13 protein-coding genes are annotated in these 15,220 nt (G+C 69.0%); 9 read left to right on the forward strand and 4 right to left on the reverse strand.

Annotation, left to right across the window (positions count from 1 at the left end; genetic code table 11):
• Positions 1-56: 56 nt before the first annotated feature.
• Both ACZ4S3_RS04120 and ACZ4S3_RS04125 read right to left on the reverse strand, forming a co-directional pair.
• Positions 57-1,271: an alpha/beta hydrolase gene (locus ACZ4S3_RS04120; protein ID WP_467925444.1), complete on the reverse strand. Its 1,215-nt coding sequence runs from the start codon at positions 1,269-1,271 to the stop codon at positions 57-59.
• A 214-nt stretch (positions 1,272-1,485) separates the two neighbouring features.
• Positions 1,486-2,142: a TetR/AcrR family transcriptional regulator gene (locus ACZ4S3_RS04125; protein WP_467925446.1), complete on the reverse strand. Its 657-nt coding sequence runs from the start codon at positions 2,140-2,142 to the stop codon at positions 1,486-1,488.
• A 115-nt stretch (positions 2,143-2,257) separates the two neighbouring features.
• Between ACZ4S3_RS04125 and ACZ4S3_RS04130 the strand changes: the two genes are divergently transcribed.
• Both ACZ4S3_RS04130 and ACZ4S3_RS04135 read left to right on the forward strand, forming a co-directional pair.
• On the forward strand, positions 2,258-3,859 hold the full coding sequence (locus tag ACZ4S3_RS04130; protein ID WP_467925448.1) for an MFS transporter: 1,602 nt from the start codon (positions 2,258-2,260) through the stop codon (positions 3,857-3,859).
• A gap of 516 nt (positions 3,860-4,375) precedes the next feature.
• A complete protein-coding gene (locus ACZ4S3_RS04135; RefSeq protein ID WP_467925450.1) occupies positions 4,376-4,792 on the forward strand; it encodes a peptidase inhibitor family I36 protein in 417 nt (138 codons plus the stop codon).
• A gap of 115 nt (positions 4,793-4,907) precedes the next feature.
• Here the strand turns inward: ACZ4S3_RS04135 and aceE are convergent, their stop codons facing one another.
• Entirely contained in the window at positions 4,908-7,640 is a 2,733-nt protein-coding gene (aceE, locus tag ACZ4S3_RS04140; protein ID WP_467925452.1) for a pyruvate dehydrogenase (acetyl-transferring), homodimeric type, read from the reverse strand.
• Between the two features lie 517 nt (positions 7,641-8,157).
• On the opposite strand from aceE, the gene ACZ4S3_RS04145 reads away from it, so the two are divergent.
• From ACZ4S3_RS04145 to ACZ4S3_RS04170, 6 genes are all read left to right on the forward strand, one after another.
• Positions 8,158-8,598, forward strand: a complete 441-nt coding sequence (locus ACZ4S3_RS04145; RefSeq protein WP_467925454.1) for a DUF3052 domain-containing protein — start codon at positions 8,158-8,160, stop codon at positions 8,596-8,598.
• A gap of 149 nt (positions 8,599-8,747) precedes the next feature.
• Positions 8,748-9,206, forward strand: a complete 459-nt coding sequence (locus ACZ4S3_RS04150; RefSeq protein ID WP_467925456.1) for a peroxiredoxin — start codon at positions 8,748-8,750, stop codon at positions 9,204-9,206.
• A 170-nt stretch (positions 9,207-9,376) separates the two neighbouring features.
• The gene (locus tag ACZ4S3_RS04155) at positions 9,377-9,952 is read left to right on the forward strand and encodes a TerD family protein (protein WP_030068391.1); all 576 of its coding nucleotides are present in this window, start codon (positions 9,377-9,379) and stop codon (positions 9,950-9,952) included.
• Positions 9,953-10,080: 128 nt separating this feature from the next.
• On the forward strand, positions 10,081-10,656 hold the full coding sequence (locus ACZ4S3_RS04160) for a TerD family protein (protein ID WP_467925458.1): 576 nt from the start codon (positions 10,081-10,083) through the stop codon (positions 10,654-10,656).
• 53 nt (positions 10,657-10,709) lie between these two features.
• Positions 10,710-11,840, forward strand: a complete 1,131-nt coding sequence (locus ACZ4S3_RS04165) for a DUF475 domain-containing protein (RefSeq protein ID WP_467925460.1) — start codon at positions 10,710-10,712, stop codon at positions 11,838-11,840.
• Between the two features lie 99 nt (positions 11,841-11,939).
• Positions 11,940-12,683, forward strand: a complete 744-nt coding sequence (locus ACZ4S3_RS04170) for a TerD family protein (RefSeq protein WP_467925462.1) — start codon at positions 11,940-11,942, stop codon at positions 12,681-12,683.
• Between the two features lie 35 nt (positions 12,684-12,718).
• Here ACZ4S3_RS04170 and ACZ4S3_RS04175 read toward each other — a convergent pair whose 3' ends face one another.
• On the reverse strand, positions 12,719-13,816 hold the full coding sequence (locus ACZ4S3_RS04175; RefSeq protein ID WP_467925464.1) for a TerD family protein: 1,098 nt from the start codon (positions 13,814-13,816) through the stop codon (positions 12,719-12,721).
• Between the two features lie 217 nt (positions 13,817-14,033).
• On the opposite strand from ACZ4S3_RS04175, the gene ACZ4S3_RS04180 reads away from it, so the two are divergent.
• A complete protein-coding gene (locus ACZ4S3_RS04180) occupies positions 14,034-15,206 on the forward strand; it encodes an HpcH/HpaI aldolase/citrate lyase family protein (protein WP_467925466.1) in 1,173 nt (390 codons plus the stop codon).
• The last annotated feature ends 14 nt before the right edge of the window (positions 15,207-15,220 follow it).

Consider the following 15,220-nt stretch of genomic DNA (forward strand, 5'->3'; position numbering starts at 1 on the left):
CTTGCGCTACGCGCGTCAAGAGCCTCCCGGCCACCGGAACTGCGGCCTCCGGCCCCTCAGGCCAGGTCGGCGCTGCAGTGCGGGTCGTTGGCCGCGCACTGAACCGAGGTGAGCGCGCCGACTCCGACGAGGGCGAAGTTGCGCAGGCTCTGGGTGCCGGGCGCGAAGTAGCCCGTGTGCCCCTGGGCGCCCTGCGAGGACAGGATCCGGGAGCCGAAGGACGGATCGACCGGGTCGGCACCGTGGCCGAGCCCGCCGACCTCCAGGTACGGCACGTCCTGGATCCAGTCGTCGGCGTCCCGCATCGCCCAGACCCGGGCGTGGGTGTCCAGTCCGGACAGGCTCTCGGCCCGCATCCCCGGGCTGCCCGCCACCGCGATGTCCTCGACGTTGGACGGCAGCTGCCGGGCGGCGACGCCGCACACCACGGACCCGTAGCTGTGGCAGAACAGCGAGACGGCGGGGGCGGACGGCAGCGCCTCCACCAGGCCCCGCAGCCGGACGGCGCCGGCCTCGGCGAGCTGCCCGGTGGCGGCCTCGACGCCCAGCCCGCCCGGCGAGGTGTAGTCGGCCCAGGCGATCACCGCCGTACGGGCGTGCGGGCCGGCCTTGCGCTCGGCCTTGTACAGGGACTTCGCCATGCCGACGGGCGCGGTGAGCGCCTTCGCGGTGCGCTCGAAGGTCGACAGGTTGGTGTCCACACCGGGCACCACGACGGAGACCCGGCGGGCCGTCGCGAGATCGCCGAAGACCTCCGCCGCCCGGCCGTCGCCGGCCGGGTCGAAGGCCAGGATCTGCCGGCCGGGGCTCATCATCGACTCGAGGCGGTGCATCAGCTGGCCCGCCGTCTGGCGCCCGACGGGCGTCAGACGCCGATCGACCATGCGCTTTTTCTCAATGGCGCGGGCGTGGTCGATCGCGATCCGGTTGGCGCGATAGCGCAGCTGGACCGGTGCGCCGCCCATGTTGCCCACGACCAGCGGGAACCGGGACGCGAGCCGCTGCTGCTCGGGCCGGTCGAGCTTGGTGAAGAAGGCCCGGAGCGTGGCCGGAGCGGCCGTGGGGTCGGGCAGCGGCCGTCCGTGGAAGGTGGCGTGCTGCCAGGCGTTTCTGGCGGTGGCCAGTGGGTTGGCGTCCTCCTTGGTGCCTCTGATGGCCGTCCAGCCGGTCAGGGCAAGCATCACGAACACCACCACCAGGGCGAGCGCGGCGCGCCAGGCGGTGGACTGCAGGAAACCGTAGGAGGGGCCGAGGCCCGGGAAGGAAGTCACCGCGAGCCACCCTAGGAGACGTGGGAGGGTGCCTGCCGCGGCCGTGAGGCATATCACGTTTCGCGCCGGGTATTTCGACTAAACCGGGCAGAGGGTAGGGAATCCAGGTACGCACCAGTGCAGACCTGGGCATATTGCACCACGCGACGCCCTGGCCGGACCGCCGCCCGCCCTCAGGGCGTGAGGAAGCTCACCGGCGTTTTTACGCCGTTTTTCACCGGGCTCGCCAGTCGTCGTCGATGGCCGGGCCGATGTGATCCAGATAGGACTTGGTCAGCTCGCGGATGGACGCCACGCTGCAGTCCTGCCCCTCGCCCCAGACCTTCCCGGCCACCCGCATCACACCGCAGAACGCCGCGACCACCACCCGGGGCCGCGGGTCGGCGTCCACGTCCAGTCCCTCACGCCCGGCGATGAGCCGCGCCATCTGCTCCTCCAGATCGGAGGAGCGCCGCAGATGCGCCGCGATCAGCGCGGGAGTCGACTCGATCATCCGGTACGAGCGCATGTGCAGCTCCACCGGGACCACCGACTCGATCGCGCTGCCGATCTCGTCCCAGGCGACCATCACGGCACTGCGCAGCACCGTCAACGGGGCCTCCGCCGCGGGCCGTTGGCGCAGCTCGTCGAGGAAGCGGGCCTCCACCATCTCCTGGACGGCGAAGACGACCTCTTCCTTGTTGGCGAAGTACCGGAAGTAGGTGCGCTGAGAGACGTTCACCGCCTCCGCGATCTCATCGATCGTCGTCGCCTCGTACCCCTGCTCCGTGAACAGCTCCAGTGCCGCACGGATCAGAGCGTCGCGGGTGCGCTGCTTCTTGCGTTCGCGCAGCCCACCCGGGGGTGCCGCCTGCGGCGTCGGGGTCGCCATCCTGCGCCGCCTCTCCATGGTGTTCTCGCTGATCAGGATATCTGTGAGCTAGGTGACAGTTACCGACTGATGAATTGTTTTGTCAACTGTCAGTGGCTGACATTAACCTCGGGGTATGAGCTCTCAGACCCCGGTTGCCGACGCCGCGCCGGAACTTCCTGTACCGGAGCCCCCGAAGGGGCTGCGAGGCCATCCGTGGCTGACCCTCTTCTCCGTGGCCATCGGCGTCATGATGGTGGCCCTGGACGGCACCATCGTCGCCATCGCCAACCCCGCCATCAAGCAGGACCTGGGCGCGTCCCTCGCCGACGTGCAGTGGATAACCAACGGCTACATGCTCGCCCTGGCCGTCTCGCTGATCACGGCGGGCAAGCTCGGCGACCGCTTCGGCCACCGTCAGACCTTCCTCATCGGCATCGTCGGCTTCGCCGCCGCCTCCGGCGCCATCGGGTTCTCCAGCCAGGTCACGCTGGTCATCGTCTTCCGCGTACTGCAGGGCCTCTTCGGCGCGCTGCTGATGCCCGCCGCGCTCGGACTGCTGCGCGCCACCTTCCCGGCCGAGAAGCTCAATATGGCCATCGGCATCTGGGGCATGGTCATCGGCGCCTCCACGGCCGGCGGCCCGATCGTCGGCGGCCTGCTGGTCGAGCACGTCAACTGGCAGTCGGTGTTCTTCATCAACGTCCCGGTCGGCATCCTCGCCCTGGTCCTGGGCCTGGTGATCCTCAAGGACCACCGCGCGGAGAACGCCCCCCGCTCCTTCGACATCCCCGGCATCGTGCTGCTCTCCGGCGCGATGTTCTGCCTCATCTGGCCGCTGATCAAGGCCTCGGAGTGGGGCTGGGGCGACATGAAGACCTTGGGCTTCCTGATCGGTGCGGTGGTTCTGTTCGCCGTGTTCGCCGTCCTGGAGACCCGGGTCCGCGAGCCGCTGATCCCGCTGCGGATGTTCCGCTCCGTGCCGCTGACCGCCGGCACGATCCTGATGGTGCTGATGGCCTTCGCCTTCATGGGCGGCCTCTTCTTCGTGACGTTCTACCTCCAGAACGTGCACGGCATGAGCCCCGTCGACAGCGGTCTGCACCTCCTGCCGCTCACCGGCATGATGATCGTCGGCTCGCCGCTCGCGGGCGCCCTGATCACCAAGTTCGGCCCGCGGATCCCGCTGGTGGGCGGCATGGTCCTCACCGCGGTGGCCATGTACGGCATGTCCACCCTGGACACCACCACCGGCACCGGCCCGATGTCCGTCTGGTTCGCGCTGCTCGGCCTGGGCCTCGCACCCGTCATGGTCGGCGCCACCGAGGTCATCGTCGGCAACGCCCCGCTGGAGCTCTCCGGAGTCGCCGGCGGTCTGCAGCAGGCCGCGATGCAGGTCGGCGGCAGCCTCGGTACGGCCGTGCTCGGCGCGGTGATGGCCTCCCGCGTCGACAACGACCTCCCGGGCAACTGGCAGTCGGCCGGTCTCCCGCCGGTCCCGCCCGCGCAGGCGTCCCAGCTGTCCGACGCCGTCTCCGCAGGCATCGCGCCGGTGCCCAAGGGCACCCCGCCGGAGATCGCACAGAAGATCACGTCCGTCGCGCACGACACCTTCGTCTCCGGCATGGGCCTGGCCTTCACGGTCGCCTGCGGCGTGGCGATCGTCGCGGCCGTCGTCGCCACCTTTACCAAGCGCGGTGCGAACGCCGAGGCCGGCGCGGGCGTCGGGCACATCTGACCCCGCGGCCCCGCGCGAGCGGCGGCCGGCACCATCCAGCAGTACCCGCCGCGCGGCGGGCCGAGGCAGGTCCTCGGCCCGCCGCGCGCCGTCGTATCCGGCTGCGGCGCCCGAGCCCGTCCGCCCCGCCCGCCGCCGCGCGTGCTCGCCCGTCGAAATCCAAGGGACACCCGGCCGGCGCACCCGCCGCCGAATCGCTCATCCGGATGAGGCGGTCCGGGGAACCGGCCGTCGCACCGGCTTGGCGCCACCCGCGCGGCGCGCACCGCGATCCGCCCCCGGGCCCGGGAGGAACGGTTTTGCCGCCCGCCCCGCCACCGGGCCACCGTCAACTCCGCGCCCACGGAACCGCTTTCCGCGCCGTCCGGTTATCCACATCCCTGATCCGGATGGACTCACCGCCACGGCCTTGGCAAGCGCACCGCGCACTCGTGAAGCTCGAACCACAACCCGCCGCGGGCAACCGTCCCGCCGCGGGACGTCAACGCTGTTCGACTCACTTCACGGGGGATTCCCATGCCGCGTCTGCGCACGTTCCGCACCACCGCGCTCATCACCGGCCTCGCCGCCCTGACCGCAGCGCTCATCACACCTTCCGCCCTGGGAGCCCCGGCCGCGCAGGCGGCTGCGGGCGGCCGCACCGCCGCCACCTCGGGTGACTGCGCGGCCGGTCAGCTGTGCCTCTGGCCCAAGGCGGGCTTCGCCGGCAAGCGCCTGACCCATGAACTGTCCGACACCGACATCGAAAGCTGCATCCCGTTGCCCGAAGGGGGCCGCGCGGCGTCGTTCGTCAACCGCACCGGCCGGCCGGTCACCACGTACCAGAGCGTGGAATGCGCGGAGACCGGCGAGTTCAACACCTACCCGGGCGGTGGCACCTGGGTGCCCCGGTCGCCGTACCAGGTACGGGCGTTCAAGATCTGGGAGCGCTGAACGGGTGGCCGGGGCCTGCACCGCACCGGGGCGCACGACACCGCGCCCCCCGGCCGGCGAAGAACGCTGGTCGGGGGGCGCGGCGCACGAGACGCGGCAACGGTCCGCGGGTGGGTCAGGCGTCGCCGCCGGCCTCGCCCGCCTCCGCGGCCGTGACGTCCAGGAGCTGGTAACGGTCGATCGCCTGCTTCAGCAGCGAGCGGTCGACCTTGCCCTCCCTGGCGAGCTCGGTGAGCACGCCGAGGACGATCGACTGCGCGTCGATGTGGAAGAAGCGACGGGCCGCGCCACGGGTGTCCGCGAAGCCGAAGCCATCGGCACCCAGCGACTGGTACGTGCCGGGAACCCAGCGCGAGATCTGGTCCGGGACGGAACGCATCCAGTCCGAGACCGCCACCTTCGGGCCCTCGGCACCCTGGAGCTTCTGCGTCACATACGGGACGCGCTGCTCCTCCTCCGGGTGCAGCAGGTTGTGCTCCTCGACCTCGACGGCCTCACGGCGCAGCTCGTTCCAGGAGGTCGCCGACCAGACGTCCGCCTTGACGTTCCACTCGTCCGCGAGGATCTGCTGGGCCTCCACGGCCCACGGCACCGCGACACCCGAGGCGAGGATCTGGGCCGCGTGCTCGCCCTTGTCGCCCGCCTTGATGCGGTGCAGGCCCTTCAGGATGCCGTCGACGTCGGCGTCGGCGGGCTCCGCCGGGTGCTGGATCGGCTCGTTGTAGACGGTGAGGTAGTAGAAGATGTCCTCGGAGTTCTCTCCGTACATCCTCCGCAGACCGTCCTTGACGATGTGCGCGATCTCGTAGCCGTAGGCCGGGTCGTAGGCGACACAGGCCGGGTTGGTCGACGCCAGCAGCTGCGAGTGGCCGTCGGCGTGCTGCAGACCCTCACCGGTCAGCGTCGTACGGCCGGCGGTCGCGCCGAGCACGAAGCCGCGCGCAAGCTGGTCGGCCATCTGCCAGAACTGGTCACCGGTCCGCTGGAACCCGAACATCGAGTAGAAGACATAGACCGGGATCAGCGGCTCGCCGTGCGTGGCGTAGGCCGAGCCCGCCGCGATCAGCGAGGCCGTGCAGCCCGCCTCCGTGATGCCGTCGTGCAGCATCTGGCCGGTCGGCGACTCCTTGTAGGCCAGGAGCAGTTCGCGGTCCACGGACTCGTACTGCTGGCCCAGCGGGTTGTAGATCTTCGCCGACGGGAAGAAGGCGTCCATACCGAAGGTGCGGTACTCGTCGGGCGCGATCGGCACGAAGCGCTTGCCGATCTCCTTGTCCCGCATGAGGTCCTTCAGGACCCGCACGAACGCCATGGTCGTGGCGATCTTCTGCTGTCCCGAGCCCTTCTTGGCCGTCGCGTACGCCTTGTCGTCCGGCAGCTGCAGCGGCTTGGCGCGCACGACACGGGTCGGTACGTAGCCGCCCAGCGAGCTCCGGCGGTCGTGCATGTACTGGATCTCTTCGGACTTCGGGCCCGGGTGGTAGTACGGCGGCAGGCCGTCCTCCAGGTCCTTGTCCGGGATCGGCAGGTGCAGCCGGTCGCGGAAGCCCTTGAGGTCGTCGACCGTGAGCTTCTTCATCTGGTGGGTCGCGTTGCGGCCCTCGAAGTTCGGACCGAGCGTCCAGCCCTTGACGGTCTGCGCGAGGATCACCGTCGGCTGGCCCTTGTGGGCCTTGGCCGCCGCATACGCCGCGTAGATCTTCTTGTGGTCGTGACCGCCGCGGCCCAGGTGCAGGATCTGGTCGTCGGTCATGTTCTCGACCATCGCCCGCAGCCGGTGGTCGTCGCCGAAGAAGTGCTGGCGGATGTACGCACCGGTCTCGGTGGCGTACGTCTGGAACTGACCGTCGGGCGTGCTGTTGAGCTTGTTGACCAGGATGCCGTCGCGGTCCTGCGCGAGCAGCGGGTCCCAGCTGCGGTCCCACACCAGCTTGATGACGTTCCAGCCGGCCCCGCGGAACTGCGACTCCAGCTCCTGCATGATCTTGCCGTTGCCGCGGACCGGGCCGTCCAGGCGCTGCAGGTTGCAGTTGACGACGAAGGTCAGGTTGTCCAGGCCCTCGCGGGCGGCGATGGACAGCTGGCCGAGCGACTCGGGCTCGTCCATCTCGCCGTCGCCGAGGTAGGCCCACACATGCGAGTCGGAGGTGTCGGCGATGCCGCGCGCCTGCATGTAGCGGTTCATCCGGGCCTGGTAGATCGCGCCGAGGGGGCCGAGGCCCATCGAGACGGTCGGGAACTCCCAGAAGTCCGGCATCAGCCGCGGGTGCGGGTAGCTGGACAGGCCGTTGGGGGCCTTGGACTTCTCCTGGCGGAAGGCGTCGAGCTGCCCTTCGCTGAGCCGGTCCAGAAGGTAGGCGCGGGCGTACACACCGGGGGAGGCGTGGCCCTGGAAGAAGATCTGGTCGCCGCCCTTGCCGTCGTCCTTGCCCCGGAAGAAGTGGTTGAAGCCCACGTCGTAGAGGGAGGCGGAGGAGGCGAACGTGGCGATGTGGCCGCCGACGCCGATCCCCGGGCGCTGGGCACGCGAAACCATGACTGCCGCGTTCCACCGGGTCGCGTTCAGGACCTTGCGCTCGATCTCCTCGTTGCCCGGGAAGAACGGCTCGTCCTTGGTCGCGATGGTGTTGACGTAGTCCGTGCTGCGCATCTCGGGGACGGCCACACGCCTCTCGCGGGCCCGCTCGATCAGCCGGAGCATGAGGTAGCGGGCACGTTCCCGGCCTCGCTCATCGACGGCTGCGTCGAGCGAGTCGAGCCATTCCTGGGTCTCTTCTGGATCGAAGTCCGGGACCTGGCTGGGAAGGCCGCCAATGATGATCGGGTTTCGATCGGATCCGGAAGCCACGCTGTTCCTTCGGTGTTCGGTTCGTGTCGTGCTCGGCACGCTATTGATGCTGCGCACGCGGACGAATGTTGTCTCTGCCTTGTGTCGCGCCGTCTTCCATCGTGTACCGAGTCACTGGGATACGTCATCTCTACCGCCGGGTAACCACCCGCCGAGAGATGGGCGCTGAAAGGCCGATCCTCGGGTCGGCCAAATCGCAACCATACGCCCATGTCGAAAGTCCTTTGCGTACGGCCGTGCGGCCCTCGAATCCGCATCCCGCGCGAGGCGGCGCACACCCGAAGGGACCAGTCGCGCGCCAGTACCGATAAACCCGGCAGAACGCTGTGGTGTGAATCACTTCAGGCTGTCCCAGAGGGGTCGTAGTTGCGGCGAGACGCGTCCAATCGTCACCGTTTCGGCGGTCTCGGCCGCCGGGTACTTGCGCGATCCGCCCGGCCCGTGTGGACTACGCCCAAAGCTCCGCGCACGCGTGGGGTCCAAAAGCATTTTCCGAAACATGATCAGGAGGCAATCCGTGAGCGCGACCGCGGACCACGCGGAGGAGCGGACCAGCCCGGCCGTCAGGCTGGGGTTCGAGCCCGGACAGGTGGTCCAGGAGATCGGCTACGACGATGACGTCGAGCAGGAGCTCCGTGAAGCCATTGAGGCCGTGATCGGCCAGGAGATCGTTGACGAGGACTATGACGACGTCGCCGACGTCGTCGTGCTGTGGTTCCGCGATGACGACGGCGACCTCACGGACGCGCTGGTGGATGCCATCGGTCTGATCGATGAGGGCGGCGAGATCTGGTTGATGACGCCCAAGACCGGCCGCGACGGCTATATCGAGCCCAGCGACATCAATGAGGCCGCGCAGACCGCGGGTCTGTCCCAGACCAGGAGCATCAACGCGGGCAAGGACTGGACCGGCAGCCGGCTGGTCACGCCTAAGGCGGCGAAGTCCGGCAAGCGCTGACCGGCACACTCAGCCGTTCCTCGCCGAGCCCCCTCCGGCCTCGTCCCGGAGGGGGCTCGGCGCTGTTCAGGAGCGGTTTTCGGGGCGTTCGGCGCGGCGCGTAGGGTTGGCCGCGTCCAGTTGTGCGTGAGCGGAAGGGAAGCAACCCCATGGCGATCGAGGTCGGCACGAAGGCTCCGGATTTCGAGCTGAAGAACCAGCACGGCGAGCTGGTCAGGCTCTCCGACTTCCGCGGCGAGAAGGCCGTCGTCCTCCTCTTCTACCCCTTCGCCTTCACCGGTGTGTGCACCGGCGAGCTGTGCGCGCTCCGCGACGAGCTGCCGAAGTTCGCCAACGACGACGTCCAGCTGCTGGCCGTCTCCAACGACTCCCCGTTCACCCTGCGCGTCTTCGCCGAGCAGGAGGGCCTGGAGTACCCGCTGCTGTCGGACTTCTGGCCGCACGGCGAGGCCTCGCGGGCGTACGGCGTCTTCGACGAGGAGAAGGGCTGCGCGGTGCGCGGCACCTTCGTCATCGACAAGGAGGGCGTGGTGCGCTGGACGGTCGTCAACGGCCTGCCCGACGCCCGCGACCTGAACGACTACATCAAGGCCCTCGACTCCCTCTGAGCCGCCTCTCCGGGGCGCCTGCGGGCGCCCGCAGGACCGGCATCCGTGTGCATCCGAGTGCGATATCTGTAATCGGTGGGAACCGGTCACTAGGATCGATTCGTTGATCCGATGCCATGCACGATGGGGGCGCAAAACTTTACGTACCCCTCGAATCTATGGGAGGACTCGTGGGAGTCAGCCTCAGCAAGGGCGGCAACGTCTCGCTGACGAAGGAAGCCCCCAATCTGACCGCCGTCCTCGTCGGTCTGGGCTGGGATGCGCGTACCACCACCGGTACGGACTTCGACCTGGATGCCAGTGCCCTGCTGACGAACGACCAGGGCAAGGTCGGCAACGACCAGAACTTCGTGTTCTTCAACAACCTGAAGAGCCCGGACGGTTCGGTCGAACACACCGGTGACAACACCACCGGTGAGGGCGAGGGCGACGACGAGGCGATCAAGGTGAACCTCGCCGGGGTGCCGGCCGACGTCCACAAGATCGTGTTCCCGGTGTCGATCTACGACGCCGAGACCCGCCAGCAGAGCTTCGGCCAGGTCCGCAACGCCTACATCCGCGTCGTCAACCAGGCCGACGGCAACGAGCTGGCGCGCTACGACCTGAGCGAGGACGCCTCCACCGAGACCGCCATGGTCTTCGGCGAGCTGTACCGCAACGGCGCGGAGTGGAAGTTCCGGGCCATCGGGCAGGGCTACGCCTCGGGGCTGCGCGGCATCGCGCAGGACTTCGGCGTCAACGTCTGAGCGAGCACATTCACCGCTGTCCGGCGCCGTACGCCCCGTTCGGGGAGTGCGGCGCCGGGCGCGCTTGAAAGGGACGCGGGCCGGGCGTGAGAGCGGCTCGCACCGTCACCGGGGAGGAAGCGAACACTATGGGCGTCACGCTCGCCAAGGGGGGCAACGTCTCCCTGTCCAAGGCCGCGCCGAATCTTGCGCAGATCATGGTCGGTCTCGGCTGGGACGCACGCTCCACCACTGGAGCGCCGTTCGACCTCGACGCCAGCGCGCTGCTGTGCCGGTCGGGCCGGGTGCTGGGGGACGAGTACTTCGTCTTCTACAACAACCTCAAGAGCCCCGAAGGCTCCGTCGAACACACCGGTGACAACCTCACCGGCGAGGGGGAGGGCGACGACGAGTCGATCCTGGTGGACCTCACCGGGGTCCCCGAGCACGTCGACAAGATCATCTTCCCGGTCTCCATTCATGAGGCCGAGCTGCGCGGCCAGAGCTTCGGCCAGGTCAGCAATGCCTTTATCCGCATCGTCAACCAGGCCGACGGCAGTGAACTCGCCCGCTACGACCTCAGCGAGGATGCCGCCGGAGAAACCGCAATGATCTTCGGCGAGGTCTACCGCTACAACGGCGAATGGAAGTTCAGGGCGGTGGGGCAGGGGTACGCGTCAGGGCTGCGGGGCATCGCTCTAGACTTCGGGGTCAACGTTTCGTAAAGCGCCGCGCGCTGCGCGCGGGGGACCCCATACAGCGAGGGATTGGGTAGGCAGTGCTCCTGAAAACCTTCGGCTGGTCGTTCGCCATCACGGTGCTCGGCCTGGCCTTGGCGGGCGTTCTCTGGGGGTGGCAGGGCCTCGCAATCGTCGGGATCCTGTCCATCCTGGAGATCTCGCTCTCCTTCGACAACGCCGTCATCAACGCAGGCATTCTGCGCAAGATGAACGCCTTCTGGCAGAAGATCTTCCTGACCGTCGGCATCCTTGTCGCGGTATTCGGCATGCGGCTGGTCTTCCCGGTCGTCATCGTCGCGATCACCGCGAAACTGGGGCCGATCGAGGCGGTCAAGCTCGCCATCAACGACAAGGCGCACTACCAGGAACTGGTCACCAGCGCCCACCCGGCCATCGCGGCCTTCGGCGGGATCTTCCTGCTGATGATCTTCCTCGACTTCATCTTCGAGGAGCGCGACTACAAGTGGCTGTCGTGGATCGAGAAGCCCATGGCCAAGATGGGCAAGCTCGACATGCTGTCCGTCATCATCGCGCTCGTCGTCCTGCTGGTGACCGCAATGACGGTGGCCACCAGCGTCTCGCACGGCGGCGGTGACAAGAGCGCCACCGTGCTGCTGTCCGGCGTCGCCGGCCTCATCACGTATCTCGTCGTCGGCGGCATCTCCGGCTACTTCGAGGACAAGCTGGAGGACGACGCGGAGGACGGCGAGGCCGCCGCGCAGCCCGCGAAGAACGGCTCGGGGACCGGCGCGGCCGTGGGCCTGGCCGGCAAGGCCGCGTTCTTCATGTTCCTCTACCTCGAGGTCATCGACGCGTCCTTCTCCTTCGACGGCGTCATCGGCGCGTTCGCGATCACCAACGACATCTTCGAGATGGCGCTGGGTCTGGGCATCGGCGCGATGTACATCCGCTCGCTGACGGTCTTCCTCGTCCGCAAGGGGACCCTGGACGACTACGTCTACCTGGAGCACGGCGCGCACTACGCGATCGGTGCGCTCGGGGTCATCCTGCTCATCACGATCAAGTACGAGATCCACGAGGTCATCACAGGCCTGGTCGGCATCGTACTGATCGGCCTCTCCTTCGGCTCGTCCGTGCTGCGGAACAAGCGCGAGGGCAAACCGGGGGACGAGACGGGAGCCAGGTCGGAAGTCGCGTCCGGAGTGTGACGCGGCTCTGATTGAGGAACGCTCTCTGCGGGGCGGCCATGGGGTGCAGACCTCGGGGCCGCCCCGCGGTAATGGGGGTCGAGCAAGGGGGTGGGCAAGGTGTCGTTCCTGGGGAACTGGTGGCGTGGCGGGGCGCCGAAGTACGAGTTCGACAGCGGCGGAGCGTCGTATGTCGTCGAGCTGACGAAGCGGAATCCGGTCGTCTCGCTGAGCAAGCAGGGGGCGGCCAGCGGGCATCTGCGGGTCAATCTGCACTGGCAGATGCGGACATCGGACCTCGGCGAGCGGGGCGGGCGGCGCACGGGCGGTCTGCTGCGCCATCCCGGCAGGCTGTTCAAGCCCGAGGTGGTGCAGGCGCAGGGGCCGGCCGTGGTCAAGATCGACCTGGACCTGGCCTGTATGTACGAGCTCAAGGACGGCACCAAGGGCGTGGTGCAGCCGCTCGGCAACTTCCTGGGCGAGCTCAATGCGCCGCCTTACGTGCAGCTCAGCGGCGACGACCGGTTCGGCTCGCCGTCGGGCGAGACGCTGTACATCAACATGGACCACCGCGACGAGATCAAGCGGCTGCTGATCTTCGTCTACATCTACGACGGGACGCCCGCCTTCGACCGCACACACGCCGTGGTCACGCTCTATCCGAGCAACGGACCGCGGATGGAGATCAAGCTCGACGAGCGGGCGCCACAGGCCCGCTCCTGCGCCATTTTCATGCTCGAGAACACCAAGGACGAGCTGACGGTGCGGCGCGAGGTGAAGTACGTCTACGGCTTCCAGGCGGAGCTCGACCGGCTGTACGGCTGGGGCCTCCAGTGGGGACGGGGGTACAAGTCGAAGGTCTGACACTCCGCGGCCGCGTGCCGCCGCCCGCGGCCGGGCTACCGGCGTTGGAACTGCGGGCCCTGCGGCGGCAGCACGAACGACGGGTCCGGCACGAACGGCTGCTGCTGCGTCGGATAGCCGTACGCCGGGGCGGGCTGCTGCTGGGGCGGCTGCGGATAGCCGTAGGCGGGCGGCTGCTGCGGCTGGTACGGGGGCTGCTGAGGCAGCGGGGCCGGGTAGCCGTACGAGGGCTGGGCCGGGGGCTGCACGGGCGGTGGCGGAACGTTGTACGGGTAGCCGTAACCGCCGCCGGTGGGCTGCGGCGGCGGCCCTGCGGGGGCCGACGGCAGCGGGGCCGCGGAGTACGGCTCCGGCATCGCATCCGGCATGTGCTGGGTGACGGCATCCGGGTCCGGGGCCGCAGGCGGACCGGCCGCCTCCTCCGGCCAGGCGCTGGGCGGCGGGGACACCGGGCCGGACGCGCCGGCGGCCGGGCCGGGGGCGGGCGTCTCGACAGCGGCTTCGGCGCCTGCCGTGGGGTGTGAGGCGGCCGGTGCCGCGGCCGAAGCCTCTGCGGCCGGGGGTGCCGTACGCCCGGAGGCCGGGGAGTCGTTCTCCTCCACGGAGATCCCGAACTCCGTCGCCAGACCCACCAGCCCGCTCGCGTACCCCTGCCCCAGCGCGCGGAACTTCCAGCTCTCGGCGCGGCGGTAGAGCTCCCCGCAGATCAGCGCCGTCTCGTCGCCCGTCTCGGGCTCCACATCGAAGACCGCAATCGGCTCGCCCTCGGTCGCCGACGCGTCGTACAGCAGAACGCGCAGATCCGGCACCAGCCCGAACGCGCCGCCGTCCGACGAAGCGGTCAGCATCACCCGCTCCACGGCCGGGTCCAGCGTGGCCAGATCCGCCTCGATGGTGTCGGTCAGGCTGTCGGCGAGGCGGGTCTTGGGCAGATGCCGGACCAGGCCGCTGGGGTGCCGTGGCTGGTTGTAGAAGACGAAGTCCTCGTCCGAGCGCACGCGTCCTTCGGGCCCCACCAGCAGGGCTGAGGCATCGACATCGGGGACACCGGCGCCGGGCGTCCAGCGCAGGACGGCCCGGACAGCCGTGGTGTCGAGGGGTACGTTCGACCCTTTCAGCATCGCGTGCGTCATGCCGCAATCCTGCCTTCCCGGAGGTCGCAGGGACAACGCGGGGGCCTGCCGGGCGTGGTCGGATCGCCATCGCGGACATCTGGGCGCCCCGTGCGGGATACGAGATTTTCACGCACGGGGGAACTAACGGCACCCCCGCGCACGTACGATTACCGGCTGGATCCAGACAGCGAGACGCAGCGGGGGCGCCGGGTCCCGCCTGTAGACGGGGAGTTGTATGCGGCACTTTGGGCACCTTGCGCCCGACATCCGGAAGACACTGTTCCACCAGGAGCCGATGGAGTTCACCGCCGACTCCCCGGCCCGCACGCTCGCCGCCGCCCTCGGTGCCACGCTCTACAGCCCCGCCACCCGTCCGCGACTCGCCGCCGACATCCTCAAACAGTCCGGCCGGGGCGTGGTGTCCATGGTGCTGTGCCTCGAGGACTCCATAGGGGACGGGGACGTGGCGGCCGGCGAGGACAATCTCGTGCGGCAGTTCGGCCTTCTGGACGAGGCGGCCGACGCGGGCACCGACCTGCCGCTGCTCTTCATCCGCGTCCGGGCGCCCGGTCAGATACCGGATCTGGTGCGCCGGATGGGACCCGCGGTGCGCAGGCTGTCCGGATTCGTCGTGCCGAAATTCACCGCCGAGCGCGGCGCGCCTTTCCTGGAGGCCCTGAGCGCGACAGAGAAGGCGTGCGGGCGGCGGCTGTTCGCGATGCCGGTGCTCGAATCCCCGCAGCTGCTGCATCTGGAGAGCCGCGCCGAAACCCTCCAGGGCATCGCCGAAACGGTCGACAAATACCGCGAACGGGTGCTCGCCCTGCGGCTCGGCGTCACGGACTTCTGCTCCGCCTACGGGCTGCGCAGAGCACCCGACATGACGGCTTACGACGTCCACATCGTCGCCTCGGTGATCGCTGACGTGGTCAACGTGCTGGGCCGGGCGGACGGCACCGGCTTCACGGTCACCGGCCCGGTGTGGGAGTACTTCCGGCTGCAGGAGCGGATGTTCAAGCCGCAGCTGCGCCGCAGCCCGTTCCTCGGCCGGGCCGAGGAGCTGCGGACGGCACTGATCGAGCACGACATGGACGGCCTGCTGCGCGAGATCGAACTGGACCGTGCGAACGGCCTGCAGGGCAAGACCTGCATCCACCCCTCGCACGTCGCGCCGGTGCACGCGCTCTCCGTCGTCAGCCACGAGGAGTTCAGCGACGCGGCGGACATCCTGCGGCCCGAGCGCTGCGACGGCGGGGTCCTGCGCTCCGCCTACACGAACAAGATGAACGAGGTGAAGCCGCACCGCGCCTGGGCCGAACGGACCCTGCTGCGCGCGGAGGCGTTCGGCGTCGCCCGGGAGGGCATCGGGTTCGTGGAACTCCTCACGGCAAGCCTCCCGCAGACCTGAAATCCGGTGAACGA

This window comes from Streptomyces sp. NPDC028368, from assembly GCF_055565615.1.

Excerpts from the sequence above, each read along its gene's own strand:
- ACZ4S3_RS04125 (WP_467925446.1), bottom strand. The coding sequence starts at position 2,142 with ATGGCGACCCCGACGCCGCAGGCGGCACCCCCGGGTGGGCTGCGCGAA.
- ACZ4S3_RS04130 (WP_467925448.1), top strand. The coding sequence starts at position 2,258 with ATGAGCTCTCAGACCCCGGTTGCCGACGCCGCGCCGGAACTTCCTGTA.
- ACZ4S3_RS04135 (WP_467925450.1), top strand. The coding sequence starts at position 4,376 with ATGCCGCGTCTGCGCACGTTCCGCACCACCGCGCTCATCACCGGCCTC.
- ACZ4S3_RS04150 (WP_467925456.1), top strand. The coding sequence starts at position 8,748 with ATGGCGATCGAGGTCGGCACGAAGGCTCCGGATTTCGAGCTGAAGAAC.
- ACZ4S3_RS04160 (WP_467925458.1), top strand. The coding sequence starts at position 10,081 with ATGGGCGTCACGCTCGCCAAGGGGGGCAACGTCTCCCTGTCCAAGGCC.
- ACZ4S3_RS04175 (WP_467925464.1), bottom strand. The coding sequence starts at position 13,816 with ATGACGCACGCGATGCTGAAAGGGTCGAACGTACCCCTCGACACCACG.
- ACZ4S3_RS04180 (WP_467925466.1), top strand. The coding sequence starts at position 14,034 with ATGCGGCACTTTGGGCACCTTGCGCCCGACATCCGGAAGACACTGTTC.